Raw genomic sequence first — 16,571 nt, 5'->3', positions numbered from 1 at the left:
GCTGGAGTCCTTAACTATGCACGGCGAGCTGATAAGCCGTGTATTTACGAATGTTGATCACGCCGGTATCGAAGATCAGGTATTGGCCCTTGACCCCCATCAACGTGCCTTCGGCAATCGGGTTCTTGTCCAGGTTGAAGCTGACGATTTTCGCCGGATACTGATCGACCGGGAAGCGGATCTCGAGCGGTTCGACGTCGGCAATAGTCTGGATCGCCTGCAGGCCGAATCGTTCCTGCAAGCCTTGCAGGCCCTCGGCGCAGCTGTCGAACAACTGGTCACGGATCTGCGGCAGGTCCACCGATACCGCGTCCCCCTTGAGCAAGGCACGCCAATTGGTCTTGTCGGCGACCTGGCTGCGAAACAGATCTTCGACGAAGCCTGATTGCTGGCGGGTCGCGACGCGCATGATGGGCAACGCCTGGCTGGCGCCCTGGTCGATCCATCGGGTCGGCAGCTGGGTGGCGCGGGTGATGCCGACTTTTACCCCGGAAGAATTCGACAGGTAGACAATGTGATCGGTCATGCAGAACGTCTGGCCCCACTCCGGCTCCCGGCAGGTACCGGCGTCGAAATGGCAGCGTTCCGGGCTCATGATGCACACATCACACTGGGCCAGCTTGGTCATGCACGGGTAGCAGTAGCCCTGGCTGAAACTGGTCTTGGTCTTGCGCCCGCAATGGGTGCAGTGGATCGCCCCCAGGTATTCCAGGCGCACCGTGGTGCCGATCAACGGATTGACCGGCACCTCGAGATCGCCCAGGCGAAAGGCATATTGCACATTCGGCCCGTCCAGGCGCGCCGACATTTTACTGATTGCACCGCGGCCAATCTCGATCAATGGATGGCATCCGACTTGAACAGGATATTGGGTACTTGAATCGATTTGGAGCTGCATTCCTGCGGCCCCATGTAGCCAGTACGTTCTTCTTCAGGCAGGTTCTTGATTTCCCAGGCGATCATCGCCTGCAACGACAGTTCGCGTTGTTCGGCGGTGAGCTTGCCACCGTCGGACCATTTACCGATCTCCACTGCCAGTTTCAGGCTCTGGTAGATATCCGGGGTGATGTTCTTGATCATTTCGTTAAAAGAGGACATTGGGTCTCCGCGCTCTTTGAATCACATAACAGTTTTAGACGGCCAGTTTACGGCGGTTGTACAAACCACCCAACAAACCGGTCAAGCATCCGACGAGCAGCCCGCCAACGTGGGCCGCGTTGGCTATTTCGCCGAAACCGATCATCGAGACCAGTCCGGACATGCACAACAATAGCCATATCAGCATCATCGCCAATACCCCTCGGGGCAGGCGATAGGCGCTGTTGGGCGACAAAACCTGAAAAATCCAGCAGTGCCCGAGCAGGCCGTACAGCACCCCGGACAATCCGCCAAACAGGGTTGGCCCGCTGAACACGAACTGGGCATAGTTGGACACGAGGCTGAACAACAAGGTCAGGCCGATGAGGTTGACACTGCCCTGTCGCGATTCGATACGACGCCCCAGCTCCCAATACCACATGCCGTTCATGGCCAGGTGCAGGAAGCCGAAGTGAATCAGCATCGGTGTCACCAGGCGCCACCACTGCCCCGCTGCCAGGCTGTCGGCCAATGGCACAAAATGGATGTACTCGCCGACCACGCGAAAATCGAGAAACGTCAGCCAGCGCAACGTACTCAGGTTATCGCCCAGCAGTGTCAGCGCGCCGACGACCAGGCTCAGCAACAGCACCGCCGCGGTCGCTTTGCCATGGCGTACCTGCTCGGCGAAGTTCGGCCGGCGAATCGACTGCGCGATCGGGATATCGAGCTTGTGCTCCGGATCGCCCTCCGGATAGCGCTCGTACAACACACGCACGTCGTCGCTGATGTTGGCCGGCACCCAAAGCACCTGTTCACCGGCTTCCTCGCTGACCCGATGCGGCACCTGCATGCGCTGCAACAAATTGACGAACCCGCTCAGGTCCACCGCCAGCGGCAGGCGCAAGACTGCGACGCGGCTCATTGCAACACCTCCGGTCGCTCGACATCGACCCAGACAAACTTGTGCGGGTCGAGCCGGGTTTCCTGGTCCAGTCGATAGGCCACCAGTTTTCCGTAGAGCACCGCACTGTAGTCCAGGCACGCCAGGTTCGGACGAATCGGCGCCGGTTTGCCGCTGCGCCAGTAGTGACCGACAAACAGCAACGGCTGGTCGGCGCCGTAGCGCAGCAGGTTGTTTTTTTCGGTTGACGACAGTGGCGTTCGGGCCACCGGGTCGGGCAAGGCGTCGGGCTGGAACACGATGTCTCCGTAGGTTTGCGGATCGTCTTCCCAGAATTTGGTACGGAAGAACGAGCGTGTCAGGCCATCGCCGCTGGTCATGGTCAGGCCATGGGGCAGGCGCATGTCGGTGCCGCGCAACAGGCGGTCGAACACGGTACAGGCAAAACTGTCGGGCACGGCCGAGGCCTGGAGGAAGTGCTCGTCGATGCAGCCATCGGGGAACAATGCCCGCAGCGGCTCGATCAATCCGGCGTCCCAGCAGGCATGCACCACCCGGAAGCGTCCGGCATCGATAAACAGCGGCAGTTCATAGAACCACTGCTGGAAGTCATGCCAGTCACCCGGATGATGTTCGAACTGGGTTAACGTTTCATGCAGCAAACGAGCGTGGCGCGGCGTGTGTTCGCGCACGAACTGCTTGCCACTGCCAGGCAATGCCGGGGTTACCCAGCCCAGGGCGTTGAATTCATGGTTACCCATGATGCACAGCGCCTGCCCTGCCTCGACCATGTCGTGGACGATGTGCAGCGCCTCGCGAATCCGTGGGCCGCGGTCAATGATATCGCCGACGAACACCGCCATGCGCGAGGCATGACGCCAAACGCCGGCTTGCTTGTGATAACCGAGCCGGTCGAGCAAGTGCTCAAGGGTCAGAGCGCAACCGTGCACGTCACCGATCAGGTCGTAGCTACGCGCGGGATCGAGCATCAGTCGCCTCCACCACCCAACCTGCTGCCCCAGCCGAGTTTGGTCCGGCACACTTCATAGTAGTTGTGGTCGAGGGGGTGGATCAGCCGCAACTTCTGGGCTTTCTTGCTGATGGTGATGGTGTCGCCGGGCGCACAGGTAAAGTGGTTCTGCCCGTCACACGAGACTTGCGGGTATATCTGCATATCCTTGGACACGACGATTTTCAGCTCACTGTTGCCATCGACCACAATCGGCCTGCCTGACAAGGTATGGGGGTACATCGGCACAATCACAATGGCGTCGAGCTTGGGATGCATGATCGGGCCACCGGCAGAAAGCGCATAGGCCGTGGAGCCCGTGGGCGTGGCGACGATCAGGCCGTCGGCCTTCTGACTGCAGACGAACTGGCCGTCGATGTACAGCTCGAACTCGATCATGCGCGTCGATTTGCCGGGGTGCAGCACCACATCGTTCAGTGCATCGCCCTGGCCAATGGCTTCGGCGTGGCGACGAACTTCAGCTTGCAACAGGAAGCGGTTCTCCACCAGATAGTGGCCATCGAGCACTTCGGCGACCTTGATTTCCAGCTCATCGGGGCGGATGTCAGTGAGAAACCCCAGGCTGCCCCGGTTGATGCCGAGCACCGGGATATTGTGCCTGGCCAGCGCCCGTGCCGCGCCAAGCAGACTGCCATCACCGCCCACCACAATGACCATGTCACAGACTTCACCGAGCATCTTGCGCGACGAGGTCTGCAAACCGTGGCCCGGCAAGACTTCGGCAATGGTGTCTTCAAGGATCACGTGCAGGTGACGATCGAGCAGAAACCGTTTCAGTCGGCGGACGGTATCCAGCACCTGGGAACTGCCGAGGCGTCCGATGATGCCGATATTACGAAATTGCTCCATGGGGCTCCTATGGGGACGCGGGGGCCTGCGACGGCGAAAAACACGATTATGGGTGAAAGCGCGAGATAGACAAAATCCTTTCAGCCTCAAGGTGCACCCACGATTCGGGCTATGCTCGCAAGATGATCCTATTTCCAGATTTGCTGCAGTTACCCCACCAGTTGCGCCACCCCGAAGTGCGCGACCTGGCGTGGGTCATCCTCGCCCCGCCGATGCTCGGCGCCACGCCCTGGCCGCAGCGACATCCATTGGCAGGCAGTGACTGGGTGCAGGCCCCGGAACACCTGGAAACCTGGCTTAGAAAACTCGACCGGGACAGTTACGGTTTGCTGCACTGGCTGGCCCAGGCCCGCACCCGACGCCTGGGCCTTTATTATGAACGGCTTTGGCAGTTTGCCGTGCAGCATGCGCCCGGCATCGAGTTGATTGCCGCCAACATGCCGATCCGCCGCGAAGGTCACACCCTGGGCGAGCTGGACCTGCTGCTGCGCGATCGCGACGGCGTGCATCACCTGGAACTGGCGATCAAGCTCTACCTCGGCCCGCAGAACGGCGACGGGCACGACACCGCGCAGTGGCTCGGTCCGGGCTGCCACGATCGGCTGGACCGCAAACTGGCCCACCTGAGCCAGCACCAATTGCCGATTTCCGCGCGTGCCGAGAGTCGCGAGGTGCTGGCGGCGCTGGATATCCGGGAGTTCAGCGCGCATTTGTGGTTGGGCGGTTATTTGCTCTACCCATGGCCGGGGCAGGCGGCCTCGCCCAGTGGCGCGCACCCACAGCACTTGCGCGGTCGCTGGCTGCATCAAAAGGATTGGACGAGGTTTTTCGCACGGAGTCCGCCCGGCCGCTGGCAACCCCTGCCCCGCCATGCCTGGCTGGCACCGGCGCACTATCCCGCGGAGCAGACCTGGGACGATGAACAGTTGCAAGCTTGGCTCAGCGATCTGGAGCCTTTGGCGCCGGCGCAATTGCTGGTACGCCTGACGGAAAATGCCCACGGCGATTGGGAGGAAGCGGAACGGTTGTTCCTGGTGTCGGATCTTTGGCCGAATGTGCCGGGGCAGTATTGAGTTTTTCGCTGGCTGAACTCCCCCCCCTTCGCGAGCAGGCTCGCTCCCACAGGGGAATGCATTTTAACTGTGGGAGCGAGCCTGCTCGCGAAGGGGCCACCTCAGTCACAACCGAATCACATGCCCCTCCACCGGCGCGACCTGTCCATGGAACAGGCGTGAAATAACCGACTGCGCCGCTTCGTAACCCTGGCTTTCCACCACCTTCAGCAATGGCGCTTCACTGGCCGTCACTTTCCGGAAAAACGCCTGCAAACCCTCGCCGATATGCTGGCTGACCCCTTCCGGCCCCCAATCGGCATTACGCTTGCGAATCTGGATCGGCGCAAAAAAGAACACCGGCTGCGGGCCCTCGATGGCTGTCAATCGCGCCTCATCGGTGCTTTGTGCCGAGCCGGCGAAACAACTGTAGGCCAGCTGTCCGGCGAAATGCCGGTGCACCTGGTCACGCAGCTCAAGGTCGCCGGAAAAATCCACATACAGTGTTGCACGATCATTGGGCACGTCCGCCAAATCCGCGTAAGACACCGCTCGCTCGTAACAACCAAGACTCTCGACAAAAGCCTTGTTACCGGTTGAAGTCAGCGCAACGCGTTCCACGCCGGCAAGATTGCCCAGGCAGACTGCTGTGCCGTAGGCGGTTTTGCTCGAGGCGCTGGAGAACACCAGTCGAGTTGCACCAAAGAACTGCTTGTCCTGCAAAAAGTCCGCGAGCATCGAAGAGGTCAGAAACAAGGGCTTGAGTAAAATCTGCAGGTTTTCGGTTTCCGGGCTGTAGTACGAATCCCAACTGCAGCGGGTGTATTGGTTGTACGCCGAGGTCAACCCGAGTCGATGCTCGGCACCGTCGTAGAAACCACGTTCGGTCACCCGTTCAGGGCGCATCCACAGATGGCTGGCAATCGGGAAATACCCGTAGAAACGTTCCCCGACCTTGATGCCAGCCACGTCAGAGGCCACGACATCGGCAAAGCCCCAGGCAGGGACGTGCCCCCACTGCTCTAATCCTGTAGGAAAGAACCCCCAGTAGTTCATCGAATTGCCATAGGCGGCGTAAGTAATGTTATTGGTCGTCAGCGCGCAACGGTCAATCTTCAAGATCACCTCGCCGGCCGCCGGAATCAGACTTCGCTGCAGCTCTTCAATCCGACTCTGGTCCAAGGCGTTTTTACGGGTTATCAGCCGTGTTACCGTACATGAACTTTGCATCCTTCAATCTCCTGCTGCGCTAGTGTGGCGGGTAGCACCAGAGTAATGGCCGCCGATGAAGAGCGGGTTCGGAAACACCAGGGGCGGCGCGCCCAACGTCAATCCCCGGGCAAAACCGCTGAAACGGCCGAGTCAGGCCCGGGCGATTTTCACCGTCGAAGCGATTTACCAGGCTTTTGTTCGGATTTGGCGCAGAAACGGTTGGCCTGGCTTGACCACCCGGGAAGTGGCACTTGAAGCAGGTGTTGCGATTGGCACGCTGTACGACTATTTCCCGAGCAAGGAAGCCCTGCTCTCCGGCTATATCCGACATCGACTGGATGCCTTGTTGCAGCATCTGGATGAAGCGGTTGTGCAAGCCAATGAACTGGACTGGGCAACCCGGATTAAACGCCTTATCCGCCTGACCTGTACCCCCGACGATGAGCACCAGCCCTTTTTCAACCATGCCGTGCTGCTCATCGAACACCAGATCGCCGAGCCCAAACACCATCGAAGGCTGTTCGACGAGCTGTCGCAGAAATGGCGCGAAGCGATCGCAGCCTGTGGCGATCTGCCTGTACCCCCCTCACAGGCGACTATCGATGCCTGGGTCATCATGGCGTGGGGCGGACGGCGTTATTGTGTCACCGCGCAACCAGCGGCGGCGCAAACCGCCGCATGGTTGTCGGAAATGGAAACAATGATTTGTAGCCGACTGGCTAACGGTTCGTAATCCGATGCATCAAAGCTTCTTGTGTTGCTCGACCCACTTGCCATAGGCATCGATGAACTTCTGCAAGAACGGCCTGACGGATTCCGACAGGTTGCCCGCCTCGTCGAACGCGGCACCGGCGCCACTGAGGTAGGCTTCCGGTTGTTGCATCATCGGCACATCGAGAAACACCATGGACTGGCGCAAGTGGTGATTCGCACCGAATCCACCGACCGCACCCGGCGAAACACTGATCACCGCACCCGGCTTGCCACTCCAGGCACTCTTGCCATAAGGGCGCGAACCCACGTCAATGGCGTTCTTCATCGGGGCAGGCACCGAACGATTGTATTCCGGGGTAACGAACAGCACTGCGTCGGATGAACTGACTTGTTGTCGGAAAGTACTGTAGGCTGCCGGCGGTGAAGCACCATCGATGTCTTCGTTGTAGAGCGGCAAATCCCCGATTTCGACGATGTTGAGCTTGAGGTTGGCCGGCGCCAGATCCGCCAGCGCGAGGGCGACCTTACGGTTGATCGATGCTTTACGCAGGCTGCCGACCACTACGGCGATGTTATAGACATTACTCATGGAAGACGCTCGATTGTCCGTGGGAGGAGCCTGTAGTTATAGATGATCAGGCGACGGTTCAGCCAATAAACACAGTATTGTGCGTCCTGATATATTTTTTTTACGTAGGAAAACTTACCGTGCCCAGTGGCGGTCTACCCCACCGCACATTGAGTGATTTATCTCCAGAGGTTCTAAGCAGATGGCAGCAGTACTCGTCGGTCAGTTCCATGCAAGAGATGCGGAAGGCCGTGTTTATTCCGTACATGAGTTCCAGGAATCCACCCAGTCCGCTGACGGCACGTCTGTCACCACGTACAAACTGGCAATTGGCGACCGCGTCAACAAACTCGATAACAACGAGTTTCAATTGGTGCAAACGGGTGTAACGCTGATCCGCGAACCGGAACCGATCGCCGCTTCATAACTCGGTGTTATGAGCAGAAGTCATATGCGCAGACTTGGGTTAGGATTCAGTCCTGACTCCTTCTTCACCTGCTGAACATGGACTTCACGCATGCGCTTACGCCATATCGAAGTGATCCAGGCGCTCTTGCAAACCGGTCACCTGGGCACCGCCGCTGAATGGCTGCAGTTGCCGGTGGCCGAAGTCGAACGCATTTTGCGCGACGCCGAGGATCAGTTGGGCTTCATGCTGTTCGCAAGCGTTCGCGGACGCTTGCAGGCCACGCGTGAGGCGCGGGCGTTGCAGGTCGAAATCACCCGTGTCTACGATGCACTCGAACCGGTGCAGCGCCTGGCGAGCAGCCTGAGGCAATACCTGGCCGCGCCGTTACGCATCATCTGCACCCCGCCCCTCGCCCAGCAATTGTTGCCGCACAGCATCGCCGCGCTGCGCCGACGCTTGCCTGACGCACCCTGTACGCTCCTGAGCCAACCCACACGCGAGATCGTGCGCAGCCTGCTGCTTCGCGAAAGCGACCTGGGCTTGAGCCTGCATGATCCCGATCACGCCGATATTCATTGCCAGCCAATCGCTCACGGCAAGCTGCAGCTGCTCGCCCCTCACGGCTGGCTGCAACCCAAGCAGAAGTACATCTCGCTCCAGGACCTGGCCGGCCAGGCGATGGTCGGGCTTGAAGGCCATGACCCGCTGAGCCCGGCGCTTGAAAACAAACTGCATGCGCTGCGGCCGGCGCCGGTGATACAGACGCGGGTGCAAACCCACCAGATGATGCGCAGCATGGTCGAGGCCGGTGAAGGCCTGGCCATTGTCGACCCTTTCACCGCCCTGGCCGCCAAATCGACCGGGCTCGACGCCTGCCCGCTGGCACCGGCCGTGCCGATCACCCTCTACGCCCTGACCCTGAAAAACGGCGAGCCCTCGCCAGCCCTTCAGGCTTTGCTGGCGATCATCACGGAACAAGCCGCGGTGATGTTGGCGAACTGATGGGGCTTTCCAGCGGGTTGTCGAACAATCGGTACCAGAACAGCGCCACTTCGGCAGTATTGGGGTCAATACCCCGATAACGCAGATGGTCAATGCCACCGATCATGAAGCCGCAACGCTCGTAAAGCCGACAGGCGCCCAAGTTGTTGTTCTGGGTTTCCAGCATGACGCCGGGCAGTTTCTTCTTGCGACTCCAGAACTGCGCCACATCCAGCAACGCCTTGGCCACACCGTGTCGCCTGGCCGGCGCATGCACCGCCAACTCATCGATATGGGCAAAACCGTTCCAGTTGGTGCTGATCACCAGGTGGCCAACAGGTTCGTCGTCCAGGTACGCCATGAAAATCGCGCTGTCGGCGGCATCGCGAAAGCTGCTGAACTCTTCCGGATCGATGCCATAGCATTTGCGATAAGGGGTGATGGGCGTGACCTGCCACTTCTCTACCGGCTGGCCGATTTCGGCAGCGCCGTAGGCGGCGACTTCAAAACTGAAATCACTGCCCCATATATAAGCGGCAAAGCCCTCGTCGGCCACGCGCACCGACAGCCCTGGGTAATTCGGATTCATAACCGGTTGCATACTGGGAAAGGTCCTCATTCCTTGATGCAATCGACGGTGTAGTGCCGTCCATTGCCCTCGTCTTCGTGTTGCAATCCATGCACATCAGCGACGAAACCCGGGAAACTGCTGTCGAACGTGCGAGCAAACGCCAGGTAGTCGATGATCGAGCGGGTCGCCTCGGTAAAGCGCTCTCCGGGCATGATCAACGGAATGCCCGGCGGGTATGGCACCAGCATCACGGCGGCGATACGTCCGTCCAGCGCATCGATCGAAACCGCCTCGACTTCGCCACGTACCAGATGATCATACGCATCCGCCGGCTTCATGGCGATTTGTGGCAGTACGGTGTACATCCGCTTGAGATGCTTGGCCGTGGCATTACTGCGATAACAGGCGTGCAACTGATCGCACAGGTCTCGCAAGCCCATGCCCTGATAGCGCGCGCCGTGCTGTTGCGCCACGCAAGGCAGGCAGCTGGCCAGACTGACGTTGGCGTCGTAGCTGCGCTTGAACTCCAGCAACTCGGTCAGCAACGTGCTCCACTTGCCCTTGGTGATCCCCATCGAAAACAACACCAGGAACGAATACAGCCCGGTCTTTTCGACCACCAGCCCGCGCTCCCAGAGAAACTTGCTGACCACGGCCGCCGGAATCCCGCGCTCGCTGAGCGCACCGCCCGCGGTCAGGCCCGGCATCACCAGGCTGACCTTGATCGGATCGAGCAAGACATAGTCGTCGCTCACTTCGCCAAAGCCGTGCCAGTCATCCGCAGGTTGCAGCAGCCAGTCCTCGGTCACCACACGGTCGATGCCTTCGACCGACGGCGGCTGCCAGATGGAAAACCACCAATCGTCGGCGGCGATATGCTGGCGCAGATTGGCCAGCGCCCGCCGAAAGCTCAGGGCCTCGTCGAACATCTCCTGCAACAGCGAACGCCCGGCCCCGCCCTCCATCATCGCCGACGCCACATCCAGAGACGCGATGATGCCGTACTGCGGTGACGTGGAAATATGCATCATGAAGGCTTCATTGAAACGATCACGGTCCAGTTGCCGGGCGCCACCGTCCTGCACATGGATCATCGACGCCTGGCTGAATGCCGCCAGCAGTTTGTGCGTGGAATGGGTGGTGAACACCAGGGGGCTGTCTTCACTGCGGGACGTGCCCATGCCGTAGCGCCCGGCAAAAAACTCATGGAATGCCGCATAGGCGTACCAGGCCTCGTCAAAGTGCAAGACTTCGACGCTATTGCCCAATTGCTGCTTGATCAGTTCGGCGTTGTAGCAGAGGCCGTCGTAGGTTGAATTGGTCACCACCGCCAGCTTGACCTTCGGCGTCCGGCCCTTGGTCAACGGACTGGCATCGATCTTGGCCTGGATCGATTCGCGGCTGAACTCACTCAGCGGAATCGGCCCGATGATCCCCAGTTCATTGCGCTCCGGGCACAGGTACAGCGGAATGGCACCGGTCATGATGATCGAGTGCAATACCGACTTGTGGCAATTGCGATCAACCAGCACCAGATCGTCGCGAGCAACCATCGAATGCCAGACAATCTTGTTCGCTGTCGAGGTGCCGTTGATCACGAAGAAGGTGTGATCGGCGCCAAAGTTACGCGCTGCCCGCGCCTCCGCCTCTGCCAGGGGCCCGGTGTGATCCAGCAGTGAGCCCAGTTCCGGCACCGAGACCGATAGATCCGAACGCAGGGTGTTTTCCCCGAAGAACTGATGGAAAGCCTGCCCTACCGGGCTCTTGTGATACGCCACCCCTCCACCGTGACCGGGGGTGTGCCAGGAATAATTGGAATCGGCGGTGTGCTGCACCAACGCCTTGAAGAACGGCGGCAGTAAGCCATCGAGGTACTTGCGCGCGGCCCGCGCCACCTGGCGTGCGAGGAATGGCACGGTGTCTTCGAACAGATACAGAATGCCGCGCAACTGATTGAGCTCGGCCATGGCGTCGGCGGGCGCGTTTTCCAGGGTCACTTGCTCGCCGAGGGCGAAAATGGGCAGGTCCGGCGCCCGCACTCGCGCCAGCCCGATCAGCTCGGCCATATTCTGTAACAAATGCGAATGGGCACTGGCGTCTTCTGCCGCTATCAGCATGCACGAGAGACCATGATGGGTCGACGCGACCAGCCGGCCTTCGGTGTAGTCCATCGCCGAGACGATACTGAAACCTTCCTGCTCCAGTTCCCGGGCGATACCCCGCACGCGATCACCAGCGACGGTGTCGGCCTTGATGTCGCGATGAACGATCAGGACCGGGAATTTCAGATCTTTATACATGGGGCTCAGTGTCCTGAGGCGGCAGGCCAGAGCCTGTCAATCACCTCAGGGTAGAGGGTTGGAGCGGATGTGGCGAGTGCGACGCACTGAAATGGGTCAACTGATCGGCGTGAAGATCAAAAGATCGCAGCCTCGCTTCACTCTGCAGGAGCTGTCGAGTGAAACGAGGCTGCGATCTTGTTAACGGACCTATGCCGAAGCCTCAGCCTCAGCCAATTGCAACCAAAGCGCCGGCCCACCGGCGGATTTGCTGATGATTTCCAGGCGCGCCATGTGCTGGGCCAGCTCTTCTTCAGTGGCGCGAATGATGCGCGCTGGCTGACGGTCGGCCGGCAGGCGGCGGATTTCAGTGGCGGAGTTGTCCGCACCCTCGCCGGAACCATTACCGTCCGACGCATTGCCCGCCAGGGACAGGCTGGTCTGGCCGCCGGTCATGGTCAGGTAGACGTCGGCCAGGATCTCGGAGTCGAGCAAGGCGCCGTGCAGCTCACGGCCGGAGTTGTCGACGCCATAGCGCTTGCACAAGGCGTCGAGGCTGTTGCGCTGCCCCGGGTGACGTTCCCGGGCCATCATCAAGGTATCGAGGATCGAGCAGTGCTGGGTGATGTCCGCACGATCGTGCTGGCCCATCAGGGCAAATTCGTTGTTGATGAAGCCAACGTCGAACGCCGCGTTATGGATGATCAGCTGCGCGCCCTTGATGAATTCGAAGAACTCTTCGGCCACCTCGGCGAAACGCGGCTTGCCCACCAGAAATTCGTTGGTGATGCCGTGGACGCCGATGGCGCCCTCGTCACTTTCGCGGTCCGGTTGCAGGTAAACGTGAAAATGCCGGCCAGTGAGGCGCCGACCGATCAGCTCGACACAACCGATCTCGATAATCCGGTGGCCGTCGGTCACTGGCATGCCGGTGGTTTCGGTGTCGAGTACAACGGATCTGGTGGCCATCGGGTGCTCAGCTCTCAATCGGTCAATCGGGCAAAAGCGGCGATATTAACACGCTTGCCGGGGTCTTTCAGATACACCGTGTCACGGCCTTCGCGAGCAGGCTCGCTCCCACACTGGATCGCAGGTGAACGCAGAATTTGCGCTCAAGGAGATCAAATGTGGGAGCGAGCCTGCTCGCGAAGGCAGCGACACAGTATGTCTTTGGCGTTGAATTCAGGCCTGTTTGAAGCCGCGCACTTCATCCACGCCACGGTTGGCCAGTTGATCCGCCCGTTCGTTGCCGTGATGGCCAATGTGCCCACGTACCCATTTCCAGGTGACGTTGTGGCGATTGACCTGCTCGTCCAGCAGCATCCACAGGTCAGCGTTCTTGACCGGTTCCTTGGCTGCGGTTTTCCACCCGCGTTTTTTCCAGTTGGCCATCCACTCGTTGATGCCTTTCATCACGTATTGGGAGTCGGTCACCAGCAACACATCGCACGAACGCTTGAGCTCTTCCAGGCCACGAATCGCGCCCATCAGCTCCATGCGGTTGTTGGTGGTATTGGCTTCGCCTCCCCAAAGTTCTTTCTCCACGCCCTTGCACACCAGCAATGCGCCCCAGCCGCCAGGGCCAGGGTTGCCCTTGCAGGCGCCATCGGTGAAGAGTTCTACGCTATCGCTCATGCCAATCTATCCAGAAAATGCAGTGGCCCGCCAATAGAAGATCGACGACGCCCAGGACCGGGTAACCCCGGCCGGAAAAAGGAGGTATCACGGTTCGATGTTGCGACGATTGACCTTGGCCATCGGCAACGGGATCAACTTGCCCATCGGTTCGCGGCGCTCCTGACGGACCGGTCGCAGGCCTACCACGATCTTGCGCGCCACCAGTAAATAGAAGCCGCCACCGGACAATTGCCAGTCACCGGCCTTGCGCTCCCAGCCGGCCAGGCGAGCCTGCCACGTGGGTGAAGCCAGCGGCGGACGATAGCACCCGAAGCGGCGTTTCTCCAGCGCGAAGCCCAGCAGGTTCAGCCAGTCAGCCACCCGCGAGGGGGAAATGCAGCGTGCCTTGCGCAATCCGTCATGGGCAAATACATGGCGCAGTCCCCAAGTGCTCCAGGGATTGATGCCGATGATCAGCAAATGCCCGCCGGGCCGCACGCTGCTCGCCGCCTCCCGCAGCAAACCGTGAGGTGACAGGCAGAAATCCAGCCCATGCTGCAGTACCACCACATCGGCGGCATGCTCACTCAGCGGCCAGGCCTGCTCCTCGCAGACGATCTCGACCCCGGGCAACGGTGCACCCAGGCGCACGTTGCGCTGCACCTGCGGCGCCGACGGCGGGGTCTGGGCCGACGGCCCGTAATGCACCAGGTAGCCTCCGAAGAAACGCCCCAGCTCGTCTTCGAGCATGCGCCGCTCTTCATCCAGCAGCAGTTGCCCAAGGGGACCGGACAGCCAGTCACGTGCTGCGCTGATCAACGCCAGCCAGTCAGGATCAGCCTGAGCGAACGCTTTATCGGTCATTGCATTCTCCAACGTGCCAGGAAGTTCTAAGATGCGCCATTGTTTTCCGCTTGGCGAATCCGACGATGATACAGATCACTGCCCTGCCCGCCTTCACCGACAACTACATCTGGTTGTTACAAGACCCCGACACCCGACGTTGCGCGGTGGTCGACCCGGGCGATGCCGCGCCCGTAAACGCCTGGCTCGCGGCCAATCCGGGCTGGGTCCTGAGCGATATTCTGATCACTCACCATCATCATGACCATGTCGGTGGCGTCGAACAGCTCAAGAAAGCGACGGACGCGACCGTCTATGGTCCTGCCAGCGAAAGCATCCCCAAGCGGGACATCGCGCTCAAGGATAACGATCGTATCAATGTGCTGGGCCATGACTTCGAGATCATTTCGGTGCCCGGTCATACCCTGGGACACATTGCCTATTATCACCCCGGCCTGCTGTTTTGTGGCGACACCCTCTTCGCGGCAGGTTGCGGGCGCCTGTTCGAAGGCACGCCCCAACAGATGTACACCTCGCTGTCGCGCCTTGCCGCGCTTCCCGAGGACACCCGGGTGTATTGCACCCATGAATACACTCTGAGCAACCTGCGCTTCGCTGCCGCGGTCGAACCCGGCAACGCCGACACCCTTGAACGCCTGGCCAGCGTGGCCCGTCAGCGCGAAGCCGGCATCATCACGCTGCCCTCCACGGTGGCCCTGGAAAAACGTACAAATCCGTTTTTGCGTACCGGTGAAACATCCGTTAAAGAAAAAGCGGATGAACGGACCGGCACCGATAACTCCGCGCCCGATATGGTTTTTGCTGCACTAAGGGCCTGGAAAGATACGTTCTGAGCAGTTTGCACGATGGTCCAAAAACTCTGAAAGGTTGACCGCAGAGGGTGTGCTTTCTAGAATCGCCCGACATTTTTGCCCGGAACTTACTTCCAGCCAATGTCGTCATCTATACGCAAAGCCATCAATTCGGACGCACTGACCCGCCTGGCGCAAGCCATAGCGGTGGCTGTGTCCGCGACATTGGCGGGCTGTTCCAGTCATGTGCCGCAGACCGATGCGGCACACGCACCGAATATTGCCGCGCGCGCCAAGCAGAAACCCGTCTTCCTCACTGAAAAGCCCAGCCCACAGATCCCGCAGGATGTCTGGGAGCGTATGCGCCAGGGTTTCCAGCTGCAGGATGGCCTGGGCGTCAACCCGCGCATCGAGCAGCAACGACTGTGGTTCGCCAGCAACCCGTCGTTTCTCGAAAACGCCGGCGATCGCGGCAGCCTGTACATCCACTACATCGTCGAGCGCCTTGAAGAACGCAACATGCCGCTGGAACTGGCGCTGCTGCCAGTGATTGAAAGCGCCTACAACCCGATGGCTTATTCCCGGGCCAATGCAGTGGGCTTGTGGCAGTTCATTCCCTCCACCGGACGTTACTTCAACCTGCGCCAGACCCGTTTTTATGATGGCCGGCGCGATATCACCGCTTCGACGACGGCGGCCATGGACTACCTGACCCGCCTGCACGACATGTTCAACGGCGACTGGCTGCTGGCCCTGGCCGCCTACAACGCCGGTGAAGGCACGGTCAGCCGTGCCATCGAACGCAACGAGCGACTCGGCCTGCCAACCGATTACTGGAACCTGCCCCTGCCCGCCGAGACCCAGGCCTATGTGCCGAAGTTGCTGGCACTCTCGCAGGTGGTGATGGCGCCGGACGCCTACGGCGTGAACCTCAACCCGATTGCCAACGAACCGTATTTCCAGGTCGTCGAAATCAACCAGCGCATGGACCTGTCCAAGGTCGCCGCGGTGGCCAACATCGACGAAGACGAACTGTTCCAGCTCAACCCCGCTTTCAAACAACGCACCACCATCGACGGCCCGCAGCACTTGCTGGTACCCACCTCCAAAGCACAACTGCTGACCACCAGCCTGCAGACCATGCGCCCCGAAGAGTTGATCAGCAAGAAGCAGCTCAAGCCGGTTTTCGAAGGCGCGGACGATACGCAACTGGCGAGCGCCAAACGTAGCTATCGGGTCAAACGCGGCGATAACCTGGGCTCCATCGCCAAGGCCAACAATGTCGACGTCAAGGACTTGCAACGCTGGAACAAGTTGAGCGGCAAGAATCTCAAGCCTGGCCAGACGCTGGTCATGCAAGACACCGGCAAGCGCAACTCGGGACGCATCAACACCGTGGTCGCGGCCAAGTCGAAGACCCAGAAGCCGCAGTCGCAATACAAAGTCCAGCAAGGCGATTCGCTATACATGGTGGCCAAGCGCTTCAACGTTGAAATGCAGCACCTCAAGCGCTGGAATCCTCGTGTCGGCCAGGCGTTGAAGCCGGGGCAAATGTTGACGGTTTCCAGTCCGCATTAAAAATTGATGTGATGCCGAAAAGATCGCAGCCTGCGGCAGCTCCTACAGGGGAATACGTTTCCCTGTAGGAGCTGC

The 16,571-nt window shown here is 60.0% G+C and carries 18 protein-coding genes; 6 read left to right on the top strand and 12 right to left on the bottom strand.

All coding sequences use genetic code 11. The features are described from left to right. Positions 1-10: 10 nt before the first annotated feature. Genes PSUM_RS03365 through PSUM_RS03345 form a run of 5 tightly spaced genes read right to left on the bottom strand, consistent with a single transcriptional unit; the run spans position 11 to position 3,860 of the window. Positions 11-841: a DUF2797 domain-containing protein gene (locus PSUM_RS03365; RefSeq protein WP_020799301.1), complete on the bottom strand. Its 831-nt coding sequence runs from the start codon at positions 839-841 to the stop codon at positions 11-13. Next, positions 838-1,098, bottom strand: coding sequence for a YeaC family protein (locus PSUM_RS03360; protein WP_020799300.1), 261 nt, complete (start codon positions 1,096-1,098; stop codon positions 838-840). The genes PSUM_RS03365 and PSUM_RS03360 overlap by 4 nt, the downstream gene beginning before the upstream one ends. A gap of 34 nt (positions 1,099-1,132) precedes the next feature. Then, complete coding sequence (locus tag PSUM_RS03355; RefSeq protein ID WP_083348968.1) at positions 1,133-2,002, bottom strand: rhomboid family intramembrane serine protease; 870 nt, start codon at positions 2,000-2,002, stop codon at positions 1,133-1,135. Beyond that, positions 1,999-2,970 (bottom strand): metallophosphoesterase, encoded by a 972-nt coding sequence (locus PSUM_RS03350; RefSeq protein WP_020799298.1) that lies wholly within the window; start codon positions 2,968-2,970, stop codon positions 1,999-2,001. Before PSUM_RS03350 ends, PSUM_RS03355 begins: the two co-directional genes overlap by 4 nt. Continuing rightward, on the bottom strand, positions 2,970-3,860 hold the full coding sequence (locus tag PSUM_RS03345; protein ID WP_020799297.1) for an NAD(+) kinase: 891 nt from the start codon (positions 3,858-3,860) through the stop codon (positions 2,970-2,972). Before PSUM_RS03345 ends, PSUM_RS03350 begins: the two co-directional genes overlap by 1 nt. Before the next feature lie 122 nt (positions 3,861-3,982). On the opposite strand from PSUM_RS03345, the gene PSUM_RS03340 reads away from it, so the two are divergent. Then, positions 3,983-4,933, top strand: a complete 951-nt coding sequence (locus PSUM_RS03340) for a DUF1853 family protein (protein WP_020799296.1) — start codon at positions 3,983-3,985, stop codon at positions 4,931-4,933. Between the two features lie 105 nt (positions 4,934-5,038). Here PSUM_RS03340 and PSUM_RS03335 read toward each other — a convergent pair whose 3' ends face one another. Further along, the gene (locus PSUM_RS03335) at positions 5,039-6,142 is read right to left on the bottom strand and encodes a DUF2855 family protein (protein WP_020799295.1); all 1,104 of its coding nucleotides are present in this window, start codon (positions 6,140-6,142) and stop codon (positions 5,039-5,041) included. 55 nt (positions 6,143-6,197) lie between these two features. Here PSUM_RS03335 and PSUM_RS03330 point away from each other — a divergent pair, with 55 nt between their 5' ends. After that, positions 6,198-6,857, top strand: a complete 660-nt coding sequence (locus PSUM_RS03330) for a TetR/AcrR family transcriptional regulator (RefSeq protein WP_020799294.1) — start codon at positions 6,198-6,200, stop codon at positions 6,855-6,857. A 9-nt stretch (positions 6,858-6,866) separates the two neighbouring features. Here the strand turns inward: PSUM_RS03330 and PSUM_RS03325 are convergent, their stop codons facing one another. Continuing rightward, positions 6,867-7,427 (bottom strand): NADPH-dependent FMN reductase, encoded by a 561-nt coding sequence (locus tag PSUM_RS03325; RefSeq protein ID WP_033043364.1) that lies wholly within the window; start codon positions 7,425-7,427, stop codon positions 6,867-6,869. Positions 7,428-7,608: 181 nt separating this feature from the next. Between PSUM_RS03325 and PSUM_RS03320 the strand changes: the two genes are divergently transcribed. Next, positions 7,609-7,833, top strand: a complete 225-nt coding sequence (locus PSUM_RS03320) for a hypothetical protein (protein ID WP_020799292.1) — start codon at positions 7,609-7,611, stop codon at positions 7,831-7,833. A gap of 90 nt (positions 7,834-7,923) precedes the next feature. Further along, the gene (locus tag PSUM_RS03315; RefSeq protein ID WP_083348967.1) at positions 7,924-8,817 is read left to right on the top strand and encodes a LysR substrate-binding domain-containing protein; all 894 of its coding nucleotides are present in this window, start codon (positions 7,924-7,926) and stop codon (positions 8,815-8,817) included. Here PSUM_RS03315 and PSUM_RS03310 read toward each other — a convergent pair. The 5 genes from PSUM_RS03310 to PSUM_RS03290 all read right to left on the bottom strand — a co-directional run bounded on the left by PSUM_RS03310 (position 8,783) and on the right by PSUM_RS03290 (position 14,127). Next, positions 8,783-9,397, bottom strand: coding sequence for a GNAT family N-acetyltransferase (locus tag PSUM_RS03310; protein ID WP_020799290.1), 615 nt, complete (start codon positions 9,395-9,397; stop codon positions 8,783-8,785). The two genes, PSUM_RS03315 and PSUM_RS03310, sit on opposite strands and share 35 nt — an antisense overlap. Before the next feature lie 14 nt (positions 9,398-9,411). Beyond that, entirely contained in the window at positions 9,412-11,667 is a 2,256-nt protein-coding gene (locus PSUM_RS03305; RefSeq protein WP_083348966.1) for an Orn/Lys/Arg family decarboxylase, read from the bottom strand. Between the two features lie 189 nt (positions 11,668-11,856). After that, entirely contained in the window at positions 11,857-12,615 is a 759-nt protein-coding gene (gene dnaQ, locus PSUM_RS03300) for a DNA polymerase III subunit epsilon (protein WP_033043368.1), read from the bottom strand. A 213-nt stretch (positions 12,616-12,828) separates the two neighbouring features. Then, entirely contained in the window at positions 12,829-13,281 is a 453-nt protein-coding gene (gene rnhA / locus PSUM_RS03295; protein WP_020799287.1) for a ribonuclease HI, read from the bottom strand. Positions 13,282-13,368: 87 nt separating this feature from the next. After that, positions 13,369-14,127, bottom strand: a complete 759-nt coding sequence (locus PSUM_RS03290) for a class I SAM-dependent methyltransferase (protein ID WP_033043369.1) — start codon at positions 14,125-14,127, stop codon at positions 13,369-13,371. A 65-nt stretch (positions 14,128-14,192) separates the two neighbouring features. On the opposite strand from PSUM_RS03290, the gene gloB reads away from it, so the two are divergent. Together gloB and PSUM_RS03280 are read left to right on the top strand one after the other, a co-directional pair. Further along, positions 14,193-14,960, top strand: a complete 768-nt coding sequence (gloB, locus tag PSUM_RS03285; protein ID WP_020799285.1) for a hydroxyacylglutathione hydrolase — start codon at positions 14,193-14,195, stop codon at positions 14,958-14,960. A gap of 99 nt (positions 14,961-15,059) precedes the next feature. Beyond that, positions 15,060-16,496, top strand: coding sequence for a transglycosylase SLT domain-containing protein (locus PSUM_RS03280; RefSeq protein ID WP_020799284.1), 1,437 nt, complete (start codon positions 15,060-15,062; stop codon positions 16,494-16,496). Positions 16,497-16,571: the final 75 nt, after the last annotated feature.

This window comes from Pseudomonas umsongensis, from assembly GCF_002236105.1.
In the GTDB taxonomy this organism is placed as follows: domain Bacteria; phylum Pseudomonadota; class Gammaproteobacteria; order Pseudomonadales; family Pseudomonadaceae; genus Aquipseudomonas; species Aquipseudomonas umsongensis.
The sequence above is the reverse complement of the archived record's forward strand: the minus strand, read 5'-3'. Positions and strand labels throughout refer to the sequence as shown.